The 21,538-nt window shown below is 37.5% G+C and carries 22 protein-coding genes; 6 read left to right on the top strand and 16 right to left on the bottom strand.

Translation table 11 applies throughout. From position 1 onward, the window contains the following. Genes LVD15_RS24925 through LVD15_RS24915 form a run of 3 tightly spaced genes read left to right on the top strand, consistent with a single transcriptional unit; the run spans position 1 to position 5,127 of the window. A complete protein-coding gene (locus LVD15_RS24925) occupies positions 1-1,731 on the top strand; it encodes a complex I subunit 4 family protein (RefSeq protein ID WP_233777903.1) in 1,731 nt (576 codons plus the stop codon). A gap of 7 nt (positions 1,732-1,738) precedes the next feature. Further along, positions 1,739-3,229, top strand: a complete 1,491-nt coding sequence (locus tag LVD15_RS24920; RefSeq protein WP_233777902.1) for an NADH-quinone oxidoreductase subunit N — start codon at positions 1,739-1,741, stop codon at positions 3,227-3,229. Between the two features lie 8 nt (positions 3,230-3,237). Then, positions 3,238-5,127 carry an amidophosphoribosyltransferase gene (locus LVD15_RS24915; RefSeq protein WP_233777901.1) on the top strand — a complete coding sequence of 630 codons (1,890 nt, stop codon included), beginning with the start codon at positions 3,238-3,240 and terminating at the stop codon, positions 5,125-5,127. 67 nt (positions 5,128-5,194) lie between these two features. Here LVD15_RS24915 and LVD15_RS24910 read toward each other — a convergent pair whose 3' ends face one another. The 14 genes from LVD15_RS24910 to LVD15_RS24850 all read right to left on the bottom strand — a co-directional run bounded on the left by LVD15_RS24910 (position 5,195) and on the right by LVD15_RS24850 (position 17,692). Continuing rightward, positions 5,195-6,727 (bottom strand): DUF6892 domain-containing protein, encoded by a 1,533-nt coding sequence (locus tag LVD15_RS24910; RefSeq protein ID WP_233777900.1) that lies wholly within the window; start codon positions 6,725-6,727, stop codon positions 5,195-5,197. Positions 6,728-6,909: 182 nt separating this feature from the next. Then, a complete protein-coding gene (locus LVD15_RS24905; RefSeq protein WP_233777899.1) occupies positions 6,910-8,094 on the bottom strand; it encodes an aspartate aminotransferase family protein in 1,185 nt (394 codons plus the stop codon). A 229-nt stretch (positions 8,095-8,323) separates the two neighbouring features. Further along, complete coding sequence (locus tag LVD15_RS24900) at positions 8,324-8,857, bottom strand: ankyrin repeat domain-containing protein (protein ID WP_233777898.1); 534 nt, start codon at positions 8,855-8,857, stop codon at positions 8,324-8,326. Beyond that, positions 8,790-9,875 carry a ferrochelatase gene (hemH, locus tag LVD15_RS24895; protein WP_233777897.1) on the bottom strand — a complete coding sequence of 362 codons (1,086 nt, stop codon included), beginning with the start codon at positions 9,873-9,875 and terminating at the stop codon, positions 8,790-8,792. The genes LVD15_RS24900 and hemH overlap by 68 nt, the downstream gene beginning before the upstream one ends. After that, positions 9,872-11,128, bottom strand: coding sequence for a glutamyl-tRNA reductase (hemA, locus tag LVD15_RS24890; protein WP_233777896.1), 1,257 nt, complete (start codon positions 11,126-11,128; stop codon positions 9,872-9,874). Before hemA ends, hemH begins: the two co-directional genes overlap by 4 nt. 68 nt (positions 11,129-11,196) lie before the next feature. After that, positions 11,197-12,717: a catalase gene (locus tag LVD15_RS24885; protein ID WP_233777895.1), complete on the bottom strand. Its 1,521-nt coding sequence runs from the start codon at positions 12,715-12,717 to the stop codon at positions 11,197-11,199. Positions 12,718-13,013: 296 nt separating this feature from the next. Beyond that, complete coding sequence (locus LVD15_RS24880; protein WP_233777894.1) at positions 13,014-13,361, bottom strand: hypothetical protein; 348 nt, start codon at positions 13,359-13,361, stop codon at positions 13,014-13,016. 242 nt (positions 13,362-13,603) lie between these two features. After that, positions 13,604-13,999, bottom strand: coding sequence for a hypothetical protein (locus LVD15_RS24875; protein ID WP_233777893.1), 396 nt, complete (start codon positions 13,997-13,999; stop codon positions 13,604-13,606). Between the two features lie 92 nt (positions 14,000-14,091). Further along, positions 14,092-14,421 carry a hypothetical protein gene (locus LVD15_RS24870; protein WP_233777892.1) on the bottom strand — a complete coding sequence of 110 codons (330 nt, stop codon included), beginning with the start codon at positions 14,419-14,421 and terminating at the stop codon, positions 14,092-14,094. 125 nt (positions 14,422-14,546) lie between these two features. Beyond that, positions 14,547-14,915 carry a transthyretin-like family protein gene (locus LVD15_RS24865; RefSeq protein WP_233777891.1) on the bottom strand — a complete coding sequence of 123 codons (369 nt, stop codon included), beginning with the start codon at positions 14,913-14,915 and terminating at the stop codon, positions 14,547-14,549. Further along, on the bottom strand, positions 14,912-15,958 hold the full coding sequence (locus tag LVD15_RS24860; RefSeq protein ID WP_233777890.1) for a hypothetical protein: 1,047 nt from the start codon (positions 15,956-15,958) through the stop codon (positions 14,912-14,914). The genes LVD15_RS24865 and LVD15_RS24860 overlap by 4 nt, the downstream gene beginning before the upstream one ends. Positions 15,959-16,061: 103 nt before the next feature. Beyond that, the gene (tssD, locus tag LVD15_RS26965; protein ID WP_502798051.1) at positions 16,062-16,331 is read right to left on the bottom strand and encodes a type VI secretion system tube protein TssD; all 270 of its coding nucleotides are present in this window, start codon (positions 16,329-16,331) and stop codon (positions 16,062-16,064) included. 11 nt (positions 16,332-16,342) lie between these two features. Beyond that, positions 16,343-16,546, bottom strand: a complete 204-nt coding sequence (gene tssD / locus LVD15_RS27370) for a type VI secretion system tube protein TssD (protein ID WP_370687383.1) — start codon at positions 16,544-16,546, stop codon at positions 16,343-16,345. Between the two features lie 111 nt (positions 16,547-16,657). Further along, positions 16,658-17,692 (bottom strand): acyl-CoA dehydrogenase family protein, encoded by a 1,035-nt coding sequence (locus LVD15_RS24850; protein ID WP_233777889.1) that lies wholly within the window; start codon positions 17,690-17,692, stop codon positions 16,658-16,660. Between the two features lie 171 nt (positions 17,693-17,863). On the opposite strand from LVD15_RS24850, the gene LVD15_RS24845 reads away from it, so the two are divergent. From LVD15_RS24845 to LVD15_RS24835, 3 genes are read left to right on the top strand one after another with little or no spacing between them, the layout of a single operon-like run. Continuing rightward, complete coding sequence (locus tag LVD15_RS24845; RefSeq protein ID WP_233777888.1) at positions 17,864-18,277, top strand: DUF2141 domain-containing protein; 414 nt, start codon at positions 17,864-17,866, stop codon at positions 18,275-18,277. 43 nt (positions 18,278-18,320) lie between these two features. Then, positions 18,321-19,346: a sensor histidine kinase gene (locus LVD15_RS24840; protein WP_233777887.1), complete on the top strand. Its 1,026-nt coding sequence runs from the start codon at positions 18,321-18,323 to the stop codon at positions 19,344-19,346. Then, the gene (locus tag LVD15_RS24835) at positions 19,343-20,104 is read left to right on the top strand and encodes a LytR/AlgR family response regulator transcription factor (protein WP_233777886.1); all 762 of its coding nucleotides are present in this window, start codon (positions 19,343-19,345) and stop codon (positions 20,102-20,104) included. Before LVD15_RS24840 ends, LVD15_RS24835 begins: the two co-directional genes overlap by 4 nt. Before the next feature lie 8 nt (positions 20,105-20,112). On the opposite strand, the gene LVD15_RS24830 is transcribed toward LVD15_RS24835, so the two are convergent. Both LVD15_RS24830 and LVD15_RS24825 read right to left on the bottom strand, forming a co-directional pair. After that, positions 20,113-20,709, bottom strand: coding sequence for a hypothetical protein (locus LVD15_RS24830; protein WP_233777885.1), 597 nt, complete (start codon positions 20,707-20,709; stop codon positions 20,113-20,115). Next, entirely contained in the window at positions 20,709-21,185 is a 477-nt protein-coding gene (locus tag LVD15_RS24825; RefSeq protein WP_233777884.1) for an RNA polymerase sigma factor, read from the bottom strand. The genes LVD15_RS24830 and LVD15_RS24825 overlap by 1 nt, the downstream gene beginning before the upstream one ends. Positions 21,186-21,538: the final 353 nt, after the last annotated feature.

Raw genomic sequence — 21,538 nt, 5'->3', positions numbered from 1 at the left:
ATGCTAAACAATTATTTACTTTCTATACTCATATTTTTACCTCTTATAGCCGCTTTGGTAGTGGCGTTTATACCAGGTAAGTTCAAAGGTACTTTCAAATATATAGCTCTTGGTGTAGCCTCTGTACAGGTGTTGCTGGGCATTATGCTCTTTGCTGGCTATGATTCTTCTCAGGCAGGGGTGAATCAGCTGCAAGGGTTTCAGTTCTTAGAAAATGTATCTTGGTTTGATATTCATCTTTCGTCATTCGGGCATATTTCTGCTGGTTATATCCTAGGGGTAGATGGGCTGAATATGAGCATGGTATTGCTCTCAGTAGTAGTGATGCTCATTGGCACTATTGCTTCCTGGAATATTAAAACTAGAGAGAAAGGCTATTTTAGTCTTCTGTTGTTGTTGAATGGAGCTATATTGGGCTGCTTCTTGTCATTAGACTTCTTGCTTTTCTACTTGTTCTTTGAATTTATGCTACTCCCCATGTACTTCCTGATTGGTTTGTGGGGAGGAGTAAGAAGAGAATATGCTTCAATAAAATTTTTCTTATACACCTTATTCGGATCTATTTTTATACTGATTGCCATGATAGCACTGAACCTTTCAGTGATTGATCCTGCTGCTACTGCCATAGAAGCTGGCTTTGTGCAGGAAGGTCAAGCGGTAAGTCAGGAAATAGTAGAGCAGGTGCAGCAAAGCCTTTCTGCGGGAGAGCTGTCTGGTGAAAACCTGGTACATACTTTTAACATGGTTTATATGACAGACCCTGCTAACTACATTCCCGGGTCGGTTATGGATTATAAGGTGGTGAAAATGATCCTTGGGCAAGAAGGAAGGCTGGTGATGTTTTTACTACTCTTCATAGGCTTTGCCATAAAAATACCGGTGGTGCCATTACATACCTGGTTGCCCGATGCGCACGTAGAAGCTCCCACACCTATCTCGGTAATATTGGCCGGAGTACTACTTAAAATAGGAGGATATGGCCTTATGCGAACAGCCTTTATGATTATTCCTGATGGAGTAGGTTATTATGGTTGGATGATGGGCCTCTTAGGCGTAATTTCTATCATTTATGGCGCCTTGAATGCACTTGGTAGTAAAGATCTAAAGAAAATGATCGCTTATTCTTCCGTTTCGCACATGGGTTTTGTGCTGTTAGGCTTAGCCTCAGGCACTGCAGAGGGCGTGAGCGGAGCAGTATATCAGATGGTGAGTCATGGAGTTATCTCTGCAGCACTATTCCTTATAGTTGGAGTGATTTACGAGCGCGGACATGATAGAATAATACAGAACTACTCCGGATTAATCAATAAGATGCCTAGATACACCATTTTTACGGTTATATTCTTTTTCGCTTCTTTGGGTTTACCTGGTTTTTCCGGTTTTATCGCGGAGATATTTGTGCTGTTGGGATCATTTAACTCATCAGTAGTGAATGGATTTTTACCTAAGTGGATGACCATAATTGCCGCTTTAGGTTTGATTTTTAGTGCGGCATATTACCTTTGGACTATACAGCGCATGTTTTTTGGTAAGTTTTTCACAAAAATAGAAGTAAGCAATGATGAGCTTACCGACCTTAATACCAGAGAGTATGTTATGCTGGTGCCATTAGTAATACTGGCCTTGTTGATGGGAGTTTTCCCCTCATTTTTATTGGATATGATTAATAATTCTGTAACCGTGTTTATTGATGTAATCAGTCAGTACGGAAATATTATTCAGCAAAACTAAAGATACCTTGCAAGAAAAGCTTACAGCCATAACCGGAAGCATGGGCAATTTCTTACCAGAAATAGCTATTGTAATATCACTTGTGCTATTGCTTATAGCAGGTTTATTTAAAGCCGGTAGTTTTAATAAATTATATCAAACCCTGGCCCTGATCTTTTTGGCTATCATCATGGTGCTGGTAGTAGGGCAGTGGCATGATGTGAGTACTTTAGAGAGCCCATTACCATTGTTCAACAACATGGTGAAGCTAAGCAGTGTAGCTGTTTTTTGGAAGATAATATTTGTGTTAGGAGCCTTTATAACCATAGCAATGGGCTTTGGCAATAAGGAGTTTAAAGATAAAAGTAGCGAATATTATCTTTTGATATTCGGTATTCTACTGGGGGCTCATCTGCTGGTGATGGCTAACAACCTGCTTACGGTATACTTATCCATTGAGCTGCTTTCTATTACAGCCTACATCCTCACCTCTTTCTCATTTAATGCAGCCTCTAAAGAAGCAGCTATAAAATATTTGCTTTTCGGTGCAGCAGCCTCAGGGGTTATGCTCTTTGGTATGTCATGGTTATATGCGCTTACCGGAACCTTAACCTTTGATGATGTCCAGTTTTTAGACGGCCTTATCAAAGCTCATGCTTTGCCATTTACCTTGGCAGCTGTTATGACTTTAGCGGGTATGCTATACAAAATATCTGCGGCTCCCATGCATATATGGGCTCCAGATGTGTATACCGCTGCGCCTACACCGGTGGCAGCTTATTTCTCTATTGTACCTAAGCTTGCGGGTATAGGCATCTTAATGAGATGGATGATGGTGATTAACCTGTTTGGAGATAGCCCTGTAAACTGGACTATTGTGCTGGCAGTTATAGCTATGATCACCATTGGTATTGGTAATTTTAGTGCCTTATGGCAAAATAATGTAAAGAGAATATTGGCTTATTCTTCTATAGCTCACTCAGGCTTTTTAGTGGCCGGATTGGTGGCTTATAGTGAAACGGCCTATAAAGCTATTCTCTTTTATTCTTTCGTATATCTGCTTATGAATATGGCCGCTTTCCTTTTTATAAATCATGCAGAAAAGGAGTGGGGCTATACTAAAGTAGAAGATTACAAGGGCCTTATTAATGTGCAGCCCTTATTGGGAGTGGCTCTGGTGATAGTTATGATTGCACTTACCGGATTGCCTCCTACAGGAGGGTTTACGGGTAAGTTTTTGATATTTAGCGCTTTGTGGGATAGCTATGTAGAGTCTGGTAATGATTGGAGTTTATACCTCTTAATTTTTGGATTAATGAATACAGTGATAGCCCTGTTTTATTATCTTAAATTACCTTACTATATTATCTTCAAAAACGCTGAACATAAGCCTGAAAATCAATTAATATTCTCATTGCAGAATTTTTTAGGATTCTTTTTGGTTGTAGCGATATTGTTATCATTCTTTAAACCAGATAGTTTGATGAGGATCATTAATAGTGTTAGCTTTGCATTTTAAATACTGATATGAGCGACAGCATAAAACACGAATGTGGAATAGCCATGGTCAGGCTAAGAAAACCACTTTCTTATTTCATTGAAAAGTACGGTTCTCCTACCTACGCAGTTAACAAAATGTATATTTTAATGGAAAAGCAAAGAAACCGCGGGCAAGACGGTGTGGGAATTGCTAACATTAAAATAAATCAAAAACCGGGTTTGCGATATATCAGTCGCTATAGATCAATAGATCAGGAACCTATTAAAAGCATCTTTGAGAAGATTGCGAAGAAGTACAAAAAAGCTTCTAAAGAGGGGAAGGACAAGTATTATGACGAGCACTGGATGAAAGATAACTGTGCTTTCACTGGTGAAGTTTGGTTAGGCCACCTGAGATATGGTACACATGGCAAGAACAGTATTGAAAACTGCCATCCTTTTTTACGTCAGAATAACTGGAGAAGTAGAAACCTGGTAGTGGCAGGTAACTTCAACATGACTAATGTGGATGAGCTTTTCGATATTCTGGTTCGCTTAGGCCAGCACCCTAAAGAAAAAGTGGATACCGTGACGGTGATGGAGAAGATAGGCCACTTTTTAGATGAGGAAAACAATGATATCTTCAGAAAGTATAAAGAACATTATTCTAATCAGGAGATAACAGAACTTATAGAGAGCGAACTTGATCTACAAAAAGTATTAAGTCGCGCTTGTAAAGATTTTGACGGTGGCTATGCTATGGCCGGAATGGTAGGGCATGGAGATGCTTTCGTAGCCAGAGATCCGGGAGGAATAAGGCCTGCCTATTATTATGCTGATGATGAGGTGATAGTAGTAGCATCAGAAAAGCCTGCTATAAAAACAGCTTTTAATGTTGACTATGGTGAGATCAGAGAGATAAAGCCAGGGCACGCACTTATCATTAAGAAAGATGGTGAGTATGGTGAGCATCAGTTCATTCAGCCTAAAGAGAAGAAGACTTCTTGTAGCTTTGAAAGAATTTATTTCTCTAGAGGTACTGATCCTGATATTTATAATGAAAGAAAGAAATTGGGTTCTTTACTGGTTCCTCAGATCCTGAAAGCAATCAATTTTGATTTAAAAAATACTGTTTTCTCATACATTCCTAACACCGCCGAAACGGCCTTTTTAGGAATGATGCAAGGCATGGAAGACTACCTTAGTGCCAAGCGTAAGGAAGTAGTAATAGATAAAAAACCTCATATGGGTGATTTGGAAGAGTTCCTGTCTTTCCGCCCTAGAGTTGAAAAAATAGTGTTGAAAGATGCTAAACTGAGAACCTTTATCGCTGATGATAATCATAGAGATGAAATGGTGGCTCACGTTTATGACACTACTTATGAGGTGGTTAATAAAGGCAAAGATACACTGGTGATAATGGATGACTCTATTGTGAGAGGTACTACCCTTGAGAAGAGTATTCTTACCATGATCACTCGTTTGAGACCAAAGAAAGTGGTTATTGTATCTTCTGCACCACAAATCAGATTCCCTGATTGCTATGGTATAGATATGTCTAAAATGAATGAATTTGTGGCTTTTAGAGCTATGGTTCAGTTATTGAAAGACGAGAATAAAGAGCATTTGCTAGGTGAGGTATATGACTTATGTACAGAATCGCTGGCTAAAAAGGAGAATATCAATCATGTGAATAAGCTATATGATGAGTTTAGCTATGAGCAGATATCTTCTAAGATAGCAGATATAGTAAAGCCTCCGGAGATGCTAGCCGATCTTGAAGTGATTTATCAAACAGTGGATAACCTGCATAAGGCATGTCCTAATCATGCCGGTGATTGGTACTTTACAGGTAATTTCCCTACAGCTGGTGGAACCAGAGTGGCTAATCAGTCTTATGTGAACTTTATGGAAGGTAAGCTGGTAAGAGCTTACTAGGCCAATACATAATATTATTTTAAGAGGTTGTATCATAAGTCAATTATGATGCAACCTCTTTTTCTTTTTAATGCTCTATTGATTCCAGTGTTATGCCCTGTTCCTCCATGTACTTTAAAAGCTTCTTAGTGGGGTTACACATTTCCAAGCCAATTATCTTTTTAAGATTAGGCAGAAGCGAGAGATCATCAATGGCCTTGTTAGATACCTTGATCAATTCATCACCTGTGCCGGGGTCATAGAAGGGCCACAATTGATTATATACCTCAGACCCTCCATTGATGCCGTCGTCAATTTCAAGCGTTGTAACCTGCTTTAAAAGCTCTTCTGACATGTCTAGTTGCTGTAAGTACTTTTTAGCTTCAGGGATCAAATCATAGCCATCACTTTCTACATCTATTTGGCGCTTGTCATATTCTTTGGCAAACTCATAAATATCAAACTTTGGCTGAAGCACTTCCTGGTTATACATCAGCTCTTCAATTACCCATAGCTTAAAGCCAAAGTCTTTAAATTTGACTTTAGGGCTTTTGTTAATAGGGAATACTTTAGGCTTATTTTTAAACTCATGGCTTTCAGTAACTAACTGCGCTAATTCTGTAAGGTATGCGCTTTCTGGTAGCTTTTTTAATAGGAGTTCAAGGCTTTGACGCAAAGGCTTTTTAACGGCTATTGATCTTACAGCTGAGTTCCATTTTTTACTTTGAATACTGTCAAAGTTTTGTTCTAAATCAGCTCTCTCTTTTTTATAATGCTTTATGCCTTGCCCCAGATTCTTCGTTTTCAAAAAGGCGATCCTGTCGTTTATTTTTGCAAGCTGCTCTTCTTTCGTTTCTAGTTTAATGCCTAGGGCAGCAATAACCCCTTCATGAATGAGAAACTTAATATCATCTTCATTCCATTCAGGATAGTTTTTAAGCACCTGTTCAATGATTTTAGGCGCACTTTTATGAGCGAAATCTTCCCTCTTAGCATATTCACCAAGCATGTCATAGAGAATGCTGAAGTAAACACCTTCTTTGTTTTTAGTGGCAATATAATGACAAAGGAGCTCTGAAAGCGCATTAATTGTATCGGTACTCTCACCATAGAGCGTAAGCAGATAGCTGTCATCCACATCAAACTTCTTAATGAGCGGAAGCAAGTGAACAGAGGCCTGATCTCTTAAAGGATTGTTTATCTGGGTAAGTGTAACATAAATCCTTAAAATAGTTGCAATAAAAGCTCCTAAGGTCCCTTTGTAGGCCAGGCTTTCAGTCTCTAATATTTGATAATCTTCCCTTTGCAGTAATTGAGAAATATGTCCATTAAGTTCATCATGATACTGCTGCTGGCTATTCGTGGTCTTAGGCAGAAGGCCATATTGAGGTGAGAAGGAGGCCAGTACATGTGCATATTTGAAGGTGGCCTGTCTTTGGTCTTCAGTTTGAGAAGGAAATTCCGTTAATAGCTGGGCTAAATGAGCTAAAGGATAGTTCATGAAAGCCGGATCATGCTTTAGGTTTTCGCTCCATTCTCTATGGATTTTATCAATGCTGGATTTATCGTTAAACTTAGCCTGAGCAATGGTTTTGGCTTGTTCTTCTAATGCAGATTTCATGGAATAGTAATTCGTTTTTTCCTATTGAAATAATTAATGCACCAAAGATAAACACCAGAATGCATTATAACATGCCCTTATTTTGGGTTATGATTTTACTGGTATTCAGGGATATAAAAAAGGCAGTAAAGTGCTGCTTTTGAAATCAGACTTCACTGCCATTATGCAAAATGGATTGGATCTTATAATAAATTAAAGGCCTCTTGTATTACCGCACAGCCCTTTCTGATATCTTCCTCTGAAATATTGAGTGGTGGAGAAATTCTGAAGCTTTGAGGGCATGATAGAAACCAGAACGTGATTACACCATGATCAAGGCAATATTTGGCTATTTTAAATACATCATCGCTAGATGCAAAATCTATAGCGAACATCATTCCTTTTCTTCTGATCTCTATTATTTTGTCATGCTGTAATAGAGATTCAATGAGTTGACCTTTAGCTTCTACTTGAGTTACAATATTCTCATTTTCAAATACTTCTAACACACCTAAAGCAGCCGCGCAGCTGGCAGGGTTGCCTCCGAAAGTGGTAATATGCCCCAGCATAGGATCATGAGTTAAAGAAGTCATTTTATCTAGTGAAGATATAAAAGCACCAATAGGTAAGCCACCACCTAGGGCTTTAGCGATGGTAAGAATATCTGGGACAATGTTAAAATGCTCAAAGGCAAACATTTTACCAGTACGACCCATGCCTGCCTGAATTTCATCAAAGATGATGAGGGTGCCGGTTTCATCACACTTGGCTCTAAGGGCTGTCATGTACTCCTGGCTGGGCACTCGCACGCCGGCATCACCTTGTACGGTTTCCATAATGATGCAAGCCGTTTTGGTGGTGATCATTTCCAGATCATCCATGTTATTAAACCTTACAAACTTCACATCAGGCAACAGCGGACGGAAGGCTTGCTTTTTAGTTTCATTACCAGACACACTTAGGGAGCCGTGAGTACTGCCATGGTAAGAGCCACGACAAGAGATAATCTCTGTTCTTCCTGTATATCTTTTGGCTAATTTCAGCGCTCCTTCGTTGGCTTCAGTGCCGCTGTTAGTAAAGTAGCAGCAATTAAGGCTTGGCGGTAAGAGGTCAGTAAGCTTTTTGGCCAGCAGGTTAGGTGCTGATTGTACAAACTCACCATAGACCATCACATGCAAGTGCCTGTCTACCTGCTCTTTAATTCGCTTGATGATATGCGGGTGCTGATGTCCTAAATGGTTTACGCCTACGCCGGAGATGAGATCCAGATAAGCTTTGCCATCAGGTGAATATAAGTAGCTTCCGGCGGCCTTTTCTACTTCCAGTAAAATAGGTGAACCGGTAGTTTGTGCTATGTTCTTTAGAAAAATATCATGACTGAATTCCATGAGCACAAAATTAGTTAATCGGAGTAGAGAACGGATACTAATGGAGGGAAATTAAAGGGGTAGCTGTTTCTTTTTTAAAAAGAGAATATACTTATCTGAGAATAATAGCTAAGAAAATTAAGCTAAATATAAAGCGGCTACCTTTAAGTATAATTGGCCACTGCTGCAGAAGAAGTGATAAGTAAAAAAAGCCTGTGTTAAATGTCATTTGACACAGGCTTTTTGATTTTCAGGGTTTGTTTTGAAGTAGAAGAATCATAGATTCATTGCCTTGATTTTGAGCATAGCTCAGCGGAGTATTACCATAAGCATCTATTACGTTGAGGTCAGCTCCATATTGCAAAAGTATCTTAGCGATTTGATCTCTACCAAAAGTGGCCGCAAAAGTAAGGGCGGTGGCTCCATTATAGTTTTTGGTATTAGGAGAAGCTCCTGTTTTAAGTAATAGCTTTACCAACGTGGTGTACCCTTTAAAAGTAGCTCCCATTAAGGCGGTGTTACCAGATTTATCTTGAGTATCAATTTCTACTTTTTCAGATAGTAAATATTGGCTGGTTTCTTTTTGATCATTATAAATAGCTAGAATTAGAGGTGTATAACCTTTATGATCATGACTATTGAGCGTGTCAGGATTTATGGCTGCTAAGCTCTTTAGTGTTTGAATATCACCTTTACGTGCCGCATCGAACACATCATCATATTGCTGTGCTGATGCTATATATAGAGTAAAGCTGGCTAGTGCTGTTAAAAGTATGTTTTTCATGTTGTTGTAATTTTTCATTGATTATGTCATAAATGGCTTTTGCCCAATCATCGTCATCATTTAAGCTTCTGGTGAAATGAAATTTCTTACCTCCATTAGATAAGAATAATTCACGGTATTCTTCACCTATTTCTAAGGTCGTTTCAAGACAATCGGCTACAAATGAAGGTGAAACCACTAGTAGGTTTTTAACGCCTTCTTCAATTAAATGTATGATTGTATCATCTGTATAAGGCTGTATCCAGGGGTCTTTACCTAATCTGCTTTGAAATGAAGTAGAGAAGGGAGTGTCTATTTTTTGAGCTATTAATTCTGATGTTTTGAAACAGGCTGAGCGATAGCAATAGGGTTTATTTTCTGACTTCTTTCCGCAACTACAGTTGGGCCAGGCGCACTTTTCGTTGTCTTGTTTCTGAATGTTTTTTAAATGCCGTTCAGGGATTCCATGATAGCTGAATAAAACATGATCTGGCTTATAATAATCGATGTCTGTAGCTACCTTTTCAGTAAAAAGATTGATATACCTGGAATCAGTGTGGTAGGAATTAATAAAATCAATGGATGGAATAATATTCCATTTACTGATTATTGACATTACCTTCTGGACTACAGAGCCCGTAGTGGCAGAGGCATACTGAGGAAAAAGAGGAAATACTATGATGCGTTCTACATTCTTTTTCCGAAGGGAGGTTAATGCTTTTTCAATAGATGGGTTTTGATACCGCATAGCAAGTTCAACCTCCACATCATTATCAAATAAAGTGTTTAATTTTTCAACCAATGACCTTCCGTATACCATTAAAGGGGAGCCATTTTTTAGCCATAGCTTTTTATATTCTTTGGCTATTTTAGGAGCTCTGAAGGGTACTATTATACCTCTAACTAAGATGTTTCTTTTGATTGACGAGAGATCTATTACCCTTTCATCTGTTAAAAATTCAGTGAGGTATTTCTTTACATCTTTAACTTGAGGGGTGTCTGGAGTACCCAGGTTTACTACTAATATTCCTGTTTTCATGAGAAAAACGTATTTGGGGTAAATGCTTTTTGTATTAATTCCATGCTGTTTTCTGATAGCTCACCTTCACAAGTGTTGTTCATGATCACAGCTGGGTTTTTAACCATTTTTTCCGCTATTAATTGAGCTATATGGTCAATGTTTTTGAGTTTAGGATCATTACGGTCAAGTTGATTAATTACCTCTTTAATAGTGAGTGTAGTACTTTCTTTATAGTCATTGAGAAACCTTCTGATCTTTCCTTTTTGAATCCAGATGCTCAATGCATTCATCTCCTCTGTAATAATAGACTCGGCATCATTTATGGCTTGCCTTCGGTTGTTATCAGTTTGTTCAATCTGCTCAGTAACATTATCCAGGTTAAAGAGCTCAATATTATACTGATAAGCTAACGATGGATTTATATTGCAGGGGAGGCTAAGGTCGACGATGATTTTTTTACCCTTTTCAGGTAATCTGTATATTAGATTTTTTCTGTTGCTAACCGCTGTTATTATTGCATCAAACTCATTAAAGCGATTTTCTTCTATGGTGCTCCAGCTTACAGTTTTCAGGTGGTAATCCTTTGCCAGATCAAGAGCCTTTTCTTCAGTTCTGTTACTTATATATATTTCCTGAAATGCGAATTTGGGTAGATATTTAAGTATTTCTTTAGCTATTTCTCCGGCTCCTATGAGAAGTAATTTTTTGCTTTGAATACTTTCTTTACCGAAGCTGTCCTGAATAATCTTTAATGCACGATAAGCTGTAGATCTGCTTCCATTTCTAAAGGCAGATTCATTAGAGATGCGTTTATGACTTTTAAATACAGCCTGTAATGTTCTTTCTAGAATGGAGCCTTGAGTTTTATTTTTCAGTGAAAGTTTATAGGCGCTTTTAATCTGATTTAATATTTGTTGATCACCCACTACGGCAGATCTAAGTCCATTCGCTACTTGCAGCATGTGGAAGGCGGTATCATTTGTGCGGTTATGAAAATGGAATAATTTTTTCTCTGAACTGAGTTTTGCTTCCGGATGCAGAGCTGTGATAAAATATTCACACATATCAGAGGCACTGGTCTCAATGCTTTCAAAATATATCTCAGTCCGATTACAGGTAGAAAGTATCAGTAACCCGCATATGTCCGAGAAATGGCTGGAGATATTCAGGCTTAGCAGACTAACGGCTGTGTTTGAAAGGTGATATTTTTCCCTCTGCTCCAGTGAAGTGGAAGTATGAGATATACTAATATTTCGTAGAGATGGTAACATAATAAGATGGAAATAAAGAAGGCGATTCTAAAAAGTGAATATTAGAATGCCTTCTTATGGTTTTTTGATTAGTGATGGTTCATGAAATCTTTCATGCTATATCCAAGGCCTTTGGCTACAGCCATTCCTAGTTTTCTATCCGCTCTGTAGAAGTAAGTTATCATGGTCATTTTTATTTCATTACTTTCCACTTGCTCTAAGTCCGCTACTAGGTTTCCTATTAGATTTTCCTGGTTTTGTTTATCCAATGAGTTGAAAAAGTCACCAGCCTGTGAATAATAGTTCTTCTTGGTAATTTCAGATTGAGCTATTACAGCTTTATTTAGTGTAGATGTAGAGGCTCTGTATGTAGTATCTTCAGCTACAGGTGTATAGTGGCTGGGTTGATAGTTTACATCAGGGTTAGGAAAACTTTCATTTCTACTGCTTAGGTAGCTGTCAGAGTTGTAATTGATTACTTCTCCTTTTGGTTTGTTTACCTCAATCTGTTGGAAATTTGGTCCCAATCTATGGCGTTGAGTATCAAAATAGGAGAATAATCTACCTTGTAATAGTTTGTCTTCAGAAGGTTCAATGCCTGGTATTAATGATCCGGGAGAGAAAGCAAGAGACTCTATTTCCTGAAAATAATTAACAGGATTACGGTTGAGCGTCATGGTGCCCACTTTTACTTTTGGTATTTCATCTTCAGGCCAGTCTTTAGTGGCATCTAATGGCCAAAAATCGAAGTTTTGCATATCTTCAGGCTTGATCATTTGCACATATAGGTCCCACTTAGGATAGTTTTTTTGAGCTATATCATTTCTAAATGAAATAGTAGCATGCTGCCAGTTTTTTCCTTGCTGTTCGTTCGCTTCTGCTCTGGTGAAGTTTTTCTCACCTTGATGAGATACCCAACTATATTTTACATAAGTAACTTGTCCTTTTTTATTAATCCATTTGAAGCCATGTACACTGCTTCCATTCATGTATTGATACCCCTGTGGAATGCCATAATCAGACCACAACCTCACTACCATATGTGTCGCTTCAGGAGTTTTAGATATGAAGTCCCAATAGCGGTTAGGATCTTGCACATTGGTTACAGGAGATGGCTTTAAGGAGTGAATTACATCTGGAAATTTAATAGCGTCCCAAATGAAGAATACAGGTAGGTTATTGCCCACTATGTCATAGTTCCCATCTTCAGTGTAGAACTTTACCGCAAAACCACGAGGGTCTCGAGCTGTTTCAGGTGAACCTTTACCATGAATTACTGTGGAAAACCTTACGGCTAAATCTGTTTTCTTTCCGGTTTTTTGAAAGGGAGCTGCCATAGTGTATTCTGACATGTCAGCCGAAGCTTCAAAATACCCGAAAGCTCCGGTGCCTCTTGCATGTACTACACGCTCAGGAATGCGCTCTCTATCAAAGGAGGCCAGTTTTTCAATAAGATGGATGTCTTCTAATAATACAGGGCCATATTCTCCTGCTGTTTTAGAATTTTGATTATCCCCTACAGGCGCTCCTGTATTGGTGGTCATTTTTTTTTGCCCAAATGATGCCGCAGATACGGTGAGGGCTGATACTAATAATAGTAGTCTTCGCATGTGATGTTATTGTTTTTATTTGACTACAAAGCTTGGAGGGTTTTGAATATTTATCAAATTGATTAATGTTGGTTATTTATTTATAAAACAAATAATGCTAAGCGTGGTGTAGCCAATTGAGACTTAATACCTTTAATGCAATGTTTAAAAAGAGTTTTAAATTGAAATGCGGGAGAAATGGTGTGGTTATTGAAAATATAAATATCGCAGCAAGTAGAATCAATTTGACTAGTTGTACGGTAGGCAGTAAGGGGCGCTATATTTTGTTAATTCTCCGGATGAGAGGTGGCAATGGCTTATTTTCTTAAAACCACAGTATCTGGTTGTTGGTTCAAAAAGGTATACATCACTTTTTCTCCATGTTGGTGCCATATTGAAGGGATAGTATCCGTAATAAAACCTTCCTTTTTGAAGATTAATGGGGGAGCAGAGTGTGGTGCTTTGGCCAATTTAAAAAATCCATTAGCGTCAGTTTGTACAGAATCAACAACATTAGCACGGTTTATCTTTACAGTGACGTCCGTTAATGGCTTTTCATCATAATAGATGTAGCCCCAATAGTAGTCACGATTTACTTTGCAGGAGCTGATGCCCAAGGTTAGAAAGATAAAAGCCAGCCCAAATTTTGAAAGGAGTGATTTCATAGTGATGAAGTAAGGTTAAAGTTATAATATTTTAATGGCCTTTTTGTTTATTGTGAGAGATTTATTGTTATTCTTACTTAAGTGATAAAATTACGCGTTAATAACGGCTTCTAGTTAGTTATAGTATTTAAAAGTAATGCACTTTTCTAAAAAAAAGGCAGGAGTGTCTTCGGGAATATGCTCTTTTAATATGCTAATTAATCGGTGATGTTCGGAGGAAAAAATGTTTCATTCAAGCTTAATTATTTTGAACCACCTTTTCGAACTAGATTTATTGAATCTAATATGATCACCTCTGAGTATTGTTGATATTCTCTTATGTCAATCGTATCAGAAACATAGTCTTTATGACTTATAAGTAGCATAAAGGAGTAATAAGGTCTTGTATCTCGATGAGGCTTGAATAGAAAATAGTCTTTACTTTCTTCTTTTATACTGAAGACTCCATCTTTATCAGTAAAGGATGGTTTTTCTCCATTACAGTCGCTTTGGAAGCAGTCAATAAATTCAACCTTTACACCTTTTAAAGGATCTTTATTAGCAGAATCTAATATTTGTCCCTCAACTTTAGGGCGTAGAATAAATTCCTGAGAACATGAAGTCATTAATAAGAGTAGAAAAGGTGTTATGTATTTCATTTTAATACTAATTTAGTTAACCATGACTTTGTTAACGGGTATGTTTCACCTCCTTCAGCAATAGTCATAAGGTTGTATTAACCTGAACTTCTTTATTCTTTAATAAATAATGTGTCATTCCTATTATTAACAAAATAGTATTTGATGCCGTATTCAGGATGAGTTCTGATAACCTGAATCGAATCGATTTTTTTTAGGCCTTTTTTAACATATAGGAAAGATTCCATAAAGTTTTTTCTGGCTTCAAGTGAGAAAAAACCGTTGACATCAGTTTTAGTTTCCCTATCAGGATGATCTCTACCTACAATTATCACCCCTTCTATAGGTACATTTTCTTTGTCTACAATAACTCCTTGATAATTTGAAATTTCTGAATTACACTGAGTGTTTAGTAAGAGTATAAAAATGCTTATGTATTTCATTCTAATCCTAATTTAGTAAGCCACACTAGACCTAATCGATTATTATCAGAGAGTAGAGTAATACTCTCTGATAATAATCTGTGGCCTAATGAATCGAGAGGTTCACGTACGGTTCTTTGAGAAGCTTAGGGGTGAGATTCCCCATTGTCTACTTGACTATGAAACTTTATATATAGAGTATCTTTTTGGCCTTCTACAAAATTATACTTTATTTTTTCACCACCCTGACTACCGAAAACTTGTATAGAATCAATAATTGTTAGGTCGTTTTGCTCCACATAAAGAAATCGGTTAATGTTATTATTTTTTGCAGGTATTTTAAAATATCCTTTTTCATTTGTTATTGAATAGTTGTTTTTGTCGCTTTTTTCATAAACCTTTAAATTTTTTACGGGCTTATTATTCATATCATAAATAAAACCTTGATAATAATTTATATTGGTTTTGCATCCGGCAAAGAAAATTGCCATTATAATAAAAAGTAATTTTTTCATTTTAGTTCTAATTTTGTGAGCCATATCAAACTTAATGTGTCTTTTTCAGCTGACGAAAATCTTTTATACTGACTTATAGGAACAACATTTAAATAGTATGGCATTACATCTATTTCTCCACTTTTAGGATATGGAATAGCATTTGAGCTTTCTGATTGAGTTACGGTATTAACACTTCCTTTATGCCCGTAGCTATAAAATGTTCCTCCATAAGCTTTTAATATTGTATGTCCAATCTCGTGTGCTGAAGTATATTTTACTTCTATGTCTTCAATGCTTGGATTATTGTAATCCCATCTGTTAGAGTATTTTATATACCCCACATTATAACAAATCGCCTCTCTAGAAACAATATTACCGATAAATGAAATAGGGTCATCGACTGTTCCCGGATTTCCTGATCGCATCCAAGTGTTGTTAGTGTTGAATATTAAACTCACATCATCCATTGCTTTTTCAGTTGTATTAATAGCGGTTACAAATACTTCATAAGCCTCTCCATCTATATCTACATTTTTAGCAATAAAATGATTTCTGTTTCGTCCCCAATGATAATTAATACCTTCTAAAGCTAGCGTTTCTAAATCTCTAAAGCTTTTAACCTGAGACGTTAAAGGTGGTTTTCCAAAATATTTAATTCGGCTTTCAGGAATTTTATCCCAGGGACATTCTTTAATAATTATAGGGTCAGGAGCTACTATCTGCTCCGTGCAATCTATTCCATAAGCCCCACCATCCTTCAGGTTTACCCTTAATGTTACATCTATTCGTTTAGTGTTTTTATTGATTTTTACATCAACCCATTCTACTTCCTCGTAATTGGCTTCAAAGTCTATGGAATGCCTGTCGGTGTTGCCTTCTTTATCTTTGCCTATGGCATAAAAATTTAAGCTTTGGGCTTTAGTGAATTTGGCGGAGTCGAAAATGCCAGAGTTATCAAATCCATCCCATTTCCAGGTGTGTTCTCCTCGGGTTAGTTTGTCTTTATCAGTGATTTTTTCTTCATACCATACAGTACTTCCATTTCTGATTTGTATAAGCATTTCAACGGCGTCATTGTCTTCAATATCATAAGTAAATTGAAAAAAATCACGTTCTTGGTTTCCTTAATAGTCAGGAATGCCAAGCGGTACAAAATAGGGCATGTTATGATAGTTTAGCTTTTACTTTAAGTTCTTTGGGTTGTTCACTCTTACTCTTTTCCTCTGAAGATGAAGCCTCTGTTTGGCCAAAGGTCTTGCGCCAATAAGTAGAATACTCAGCAGCTGAAGCTGAATCCTGAACACCGCCTGCCGTGATCACAATAGTCTCTTGCATGGGTTGTTCACTTTGATTTTTAAAACCCTGATGATTAAAGATTACATGGCAATCATAAAAAGTGATTTTTCTGGTTTTGCCTCCTGCAATACTAGGGATGTACTCAAGTACTAGTTTTGGAATGCTGTTTTTTGCCTCCGTGGCATACTCGAAAAAATATTGTCTTTGGAAGCTTCAATTACAACTTTTAATCCATTGAAGATAGGTGTTGATGACGGTTTGCCTGATTCATCGATTCTCTGTCGTATGCCATATTCCGCCTCTATAATATTATATGAGTTTTCCTCAAAGTATAATTTAGCTATAATGCCCATAGAAATGATAATAATAAATATGAATTGCTAAATTATCTTTTAATTGTTCTATATTATTCTAGATGTAATGTTTTAGTGAATAATTAACTATTAAGAAAATCTCCAGTATGATTAATACCACTTAGCCAAAATATGCTGAGCTGCAGTGGTAAGGTCTCTCCATGCTTTGTTAAAGGCATTATCTCGGTAGGTTGCATACATGCCCAGGTGCTGAAAAAGGCTGTGACTACTTTGGTTAATGAAGCGGATGTAGTTATCTATGGCTTGGTTAAATTCTTTAAGGCTATCTTCCATTAAGCCGTTTTCTAACTGTGACCAGCAATTTTGAGCCTCTTCATAAAATAGCTCAGAGAGCTTTTCATTTTCTTTTTCAGCAGTTTTTATGGTGTGCTGTAGTGAGGATTCCTTTTCAGACGAGTAGTTTTTAGTTTGGTAGTATACATTCGCTTCGTTGAGCAGGTGTTTAAACAAGCCTATTAACACAGAAGTGATGCAACCACGAGCAAATTCATTGAAAGGGAAATAGTAAATCAGGTAATCATAATTATTAATTACCCTTTCAAAATTAAATAGCATATGCTCAGGTACTTGGGCTTTTTTTACCTTTATAGTATGAGAAAGCGTGTTTTCCATGCCATAGGCTTTCCAGTCATTAATAATAGCTACCTGATTAGGGTCAAAAGCAAAGGCGCTTACTTTTTGAGAATTATTTAAGGTGCAATTAGCCGTGAACAGGGTGGCATAATGGCTGCCGCTGCAATATTTCCACTGGCCTGATACCTCATAGCCACTGCCATTAGTAACCGCATTACCGGTAGCCATGCCACTGCCAGCTATTACAAAATCAGACTGAGCAATATACTGATCGGCCACCTCCTTTGATAAATATCCGGTAAAATACCCACCTCCCGAGCCTATTTGAACAGCCCAGCCAAAATCACCATCAATATAAGCACTCATTTCCATGATTTTTAGCCCCTCTGGGAAGCTACACTCTAAACCGCCTAACTGCTCGGGAATGAATATTTTAAACAGCTTATGCTCATAGATAAGGTCGAGTATCTCTGTAGGGAAGTGATCTTGAAAATGCTGCTGTAAAAAAGTATTCCGAATAAGGTCTATGGTAGGACGGTTGAAGTGTATCATCTGGCAATGATAAAGAATGTAAAGGGGTTCGGAAAGGCTTTCCATAAGTTTAGCTGCTTTTATTCATCAGCCTATTTTACAGTTGAGTAGCTAAATGCTACGGTTCAGTAAGTCTTAATTTTAATTAAGGATGATTCGCACCACATTAGTGTCATAATCAACAGAAAAATAATGAAAGCATTACTATTAATTTTAGCTCTTACAGTAGCTGTAGGTGCTAAGGCGCAAGAATCATTTACACTTACTGTGGAAGTGCAAGGAGTTCCTTCTGCCAAAGGGGAGTTGAGGGTGGCTTTGTTTAATAATGAATCTGATTATCTTAAAAAACCATATAAGGGTATGTCTGTAAATCTTGAGACCGAAGCTGAGAATAGTGTGGTGTTTGAAGATTTACCGGCCGGAGAGTATGCCATATCTGTAATCCATGATGCAAATAAAAATGGCAAGCTTGATTTTGGAAATATGGGCCCCACAGAAGCTTATGGCTTTTCTAATAACGCTCCCAGTATGTACGGCCCGGCTGAGTATTCTAAAGCTAAAATAGATTTAGAAGAAGATTCAACTATTTCTATTACCATAGAGTAGGTATCTTTTATTTACTGGCAAATATTTAATAATTTACGCAGCTATGGCTAGTTTTTTCACAGCAGGCAGGTTAAAGAAGGAGGTAAAGGAATTACTGATTATCATCTTTATAGGTGTTATTAATGGTTTTTGGTTCTGCTATGATTGCATGACTGACCCTGATAAGCTGATATCATCTGTGGCCATCTGTATTCTTTTTTGGGTGCTGATGTATAAAGGGAATATCAACATCATTAGCCTAATAGACAAGAAAATATCGTGGCTGGATAATCCCGGCAAGCGGCTACTGATGGGCGTAATTACTCAATCTATTTTCACTTCTCTTACGGCACTACTTATCATTTACCTTACGGGAATAATCTTTCATGTGCAGTGGGGAAATATCAGCACTACGGTAATGTATTCTACAGCCATAGCCATATTGGTAAGCCTGATATTACACAGTTATAAGTTTTTAATTTCTTGGAGACAAGTGGCTATAGAAGCCGAGAGGGTGAAAAAAGAAGCGGCAGTTTCTAAATATGAGTCTTTAAAAAATCAGGTCAACCCGCACTTTCTTTTTAATAGCCTTAATGCCCTCACCACGTTAGTATATGAAGATCAGGACGTGGCGGCTAAGTTTATAAAAAAGCTGTCAGAAGTGTATCGTTATGTGCTGGAATCTAAAGATATGGAGCTGGTGCCGCTGGCTACTGAGATCAAATTTGTAGAGGCCTATATTTTTCTGCAAAAGATCAGGTATGAAAATGACCTCGATTTCGAAGTACAAATCAATGGCGCTCAGCATATGATTATACCATTATCTGTGCAGATGCTGGTAGAAAATGCCATAAAGCATAACACCATTTCTGCTGAAGAGCCTTTGCATATAAGCATACAAGAGCATGATGGTTATTTGGAAGTGGTTAATAATTTGCAGAAGAAAAATATAATCAAAGAGGAGTCATCACAAACGGGGCTGGCCAATATTAAAGCAAGGTTTGCCTTTGTGAGTGATGCCGAAGTAGAGGTGACTGATGAAGGAGGGGAGTTTAAAGTAAGATTGCCTCTTATTAAAAAGAAAAAATGAAGGTTGTAATAATAGAAGATGAGCGCCCGGCTGCCAGAAGGCTTGAGAAGCTGCTCCAGATTTATAATGATGGCATTGAGGTGCTGGAGAAAATCCCCTCTGTAAAGAATGCTATAGCCTGGCTGAGTAATAATCAGGAGCCATTAGACTTGGTATTTATGGATATTCAACTGGCTGATGGGCTGAGCTTTGAGATATTTGATCACGTGGAGGTGCCCGCTCCTGTTATTTTCACCACCGCTTATGATGAGTATGCTTTGAAAGCCTTTAAGGTCAATAGTATTGATTATTTATTGAAGCCCATAGATATAGAGGAGCTCACTGCGGCCATAGAAAAATGGGAAAGCATGACTCAAAAATCGTTTGACGAGCGTGCTATGGTAAAGCAAATATCAGAGGCTATGGGTATGCTGCAGACCAATTATAAAAGCCGGTTTATAGTAAAAGTAGGGGAGCACATAAAATCAATAGCAATAGGCGATATTCAATACTTTTTTAGCAGAGAAAAGGCCACTTTTTGTCATGCTACTGATGGTAGAAACTACTTGCTGGATCATCCGCTGGAGAAGATTGAAGAGATGCTTGATCCTCAAAAGTTTTACAGGGTTAACCGTAAGTATATCATCTCTATGAATGCCTTTGATGATATTATCAGCTACTCTAACAGCAGGCTGAAAGTAAACCTCAAAGACTGTGATGATGAAGTAATAGTAAGCAGAGACAGGGTAGGAGACTTTAAAAAATGGCTGGACAACTAAGGTCGGTTTTATAAGCTGTCCAGTTTTTTAAGATCGCTTTCCATTTTTGAAATGCTTTTCCCGTACATCCACTTCGCTAATACATGTACTATTAAGTGAGTTGTTAAATAGCATACAGGAGCCAAAGCCCACTTCCAGGTGAGTAAATCTGAGCTGAAATACACCCCGTGCTGATAGAAATTTACCCTGATCAGATAAGTAATAAAAAGCAGCGTGGAAATACACGGAATGCCGATTTTGTATATTTTTATATACCTTTTTAGCTTATCAATAGTTTTTATCATGGCTGATTTTACGCCGTTGACCTCAAAATCGAACTGGTTAATGAGGTGATACTTTATCTTATAATGCAACGTGAGCACCAGAGCCATTGTAATTAGTTCAGCGCTAATCCAAACACGATCTTTAAGACCCAGTAAAAAGGAGACAGAAATAAATGCCAGCGTAGTAAGTGCCATGAGCAAGGCGTCGGTCAGCATGTTTCTGTTTAGCGTTTTTAGAGACCTCTTAGTTTTTACTTCAAAGATCTCATCAACTTCCTTTTTGCTGTATTTCACCTCATCAGTTTGGGCTTTCCATGATTTCCTCAGTTCATCCAGTTCCATTACAGTGTATTTAAAATGTCTTTAAGCTTCTTTTTTATTCGGTTCAGTTTTACGCCCACGTTAGTTACGCTGAGTTCTATAATTTCAGCTATCTCCTGATAAGACTTCTCTTCCAGATAGAGCACTATCAGTGCCTTTTCAGGATCAGAAAGCTGACTTATAGCCATATTTAAGTTCTCGAACTCATAATGATCTGTACTCTCACCCGGTTCCTGCGCCGGCTGTTCGCGTACTTCTTTGCGGTTCTTTTTCTTCTTAAATATTGAAATAGCAGTGTATAGACTTACCCGGTACATCCAGGTGGTAATTTTGGCATTGCCTTTAAAATTGGGATACCCCTTCCATAGCTGTAACATAATTTCCTGAAAAAGATCATCATAATCTTCCCTGTCATGAGTATAAATATGACATACCTTATGTATGATTTTCTGATGCAGATCTATCAGCTGTAAAAAGTCTTGTTCTATAGATTTCAAGGCAAATGATTATTCGCTTATAATAGTCTTTTAATGGCTGACTTTATTACACCGAGGTGGATTTTTTTAAGGACATAGCATTTTTATAATGCATGTGTTGATAGCTACTGATAGCTCTATGGGAGGTTTTTTTCTATGAATTACATAGGAAATTATTTATATTTAATGTTGTGAAGGATAGGGGGAGTGTTTCTGTTTCATATTGACATAACAAATAAATGCGAACTATATTAGAAAGTAACAAAACTTACTAAATGACATTGATTAACACAAAATGAAAGATTTAGGGGCAGATGGTCGGAATGATACGTTTAGCAAATAGTACCACGTCTAGGATATACGCTAGCTGGGAA

It is taken from the genome of Fulvivirga maritima, from assembly GCF_021389955.1.
In the GTDB taxonomy this organism is placed as follows: domain Bacteria; phylum Bacteroidota; class Bacteroidia; order Cytophagales; family Cyclobacteriaceae; genus Fulvivirga; species Fulvivirga maritima.
The sequence above is the reverse complement of the archived record's forward strand: the minus strand, read 5'-3'. Positions and strand labels throughout refer to the sequence as shown.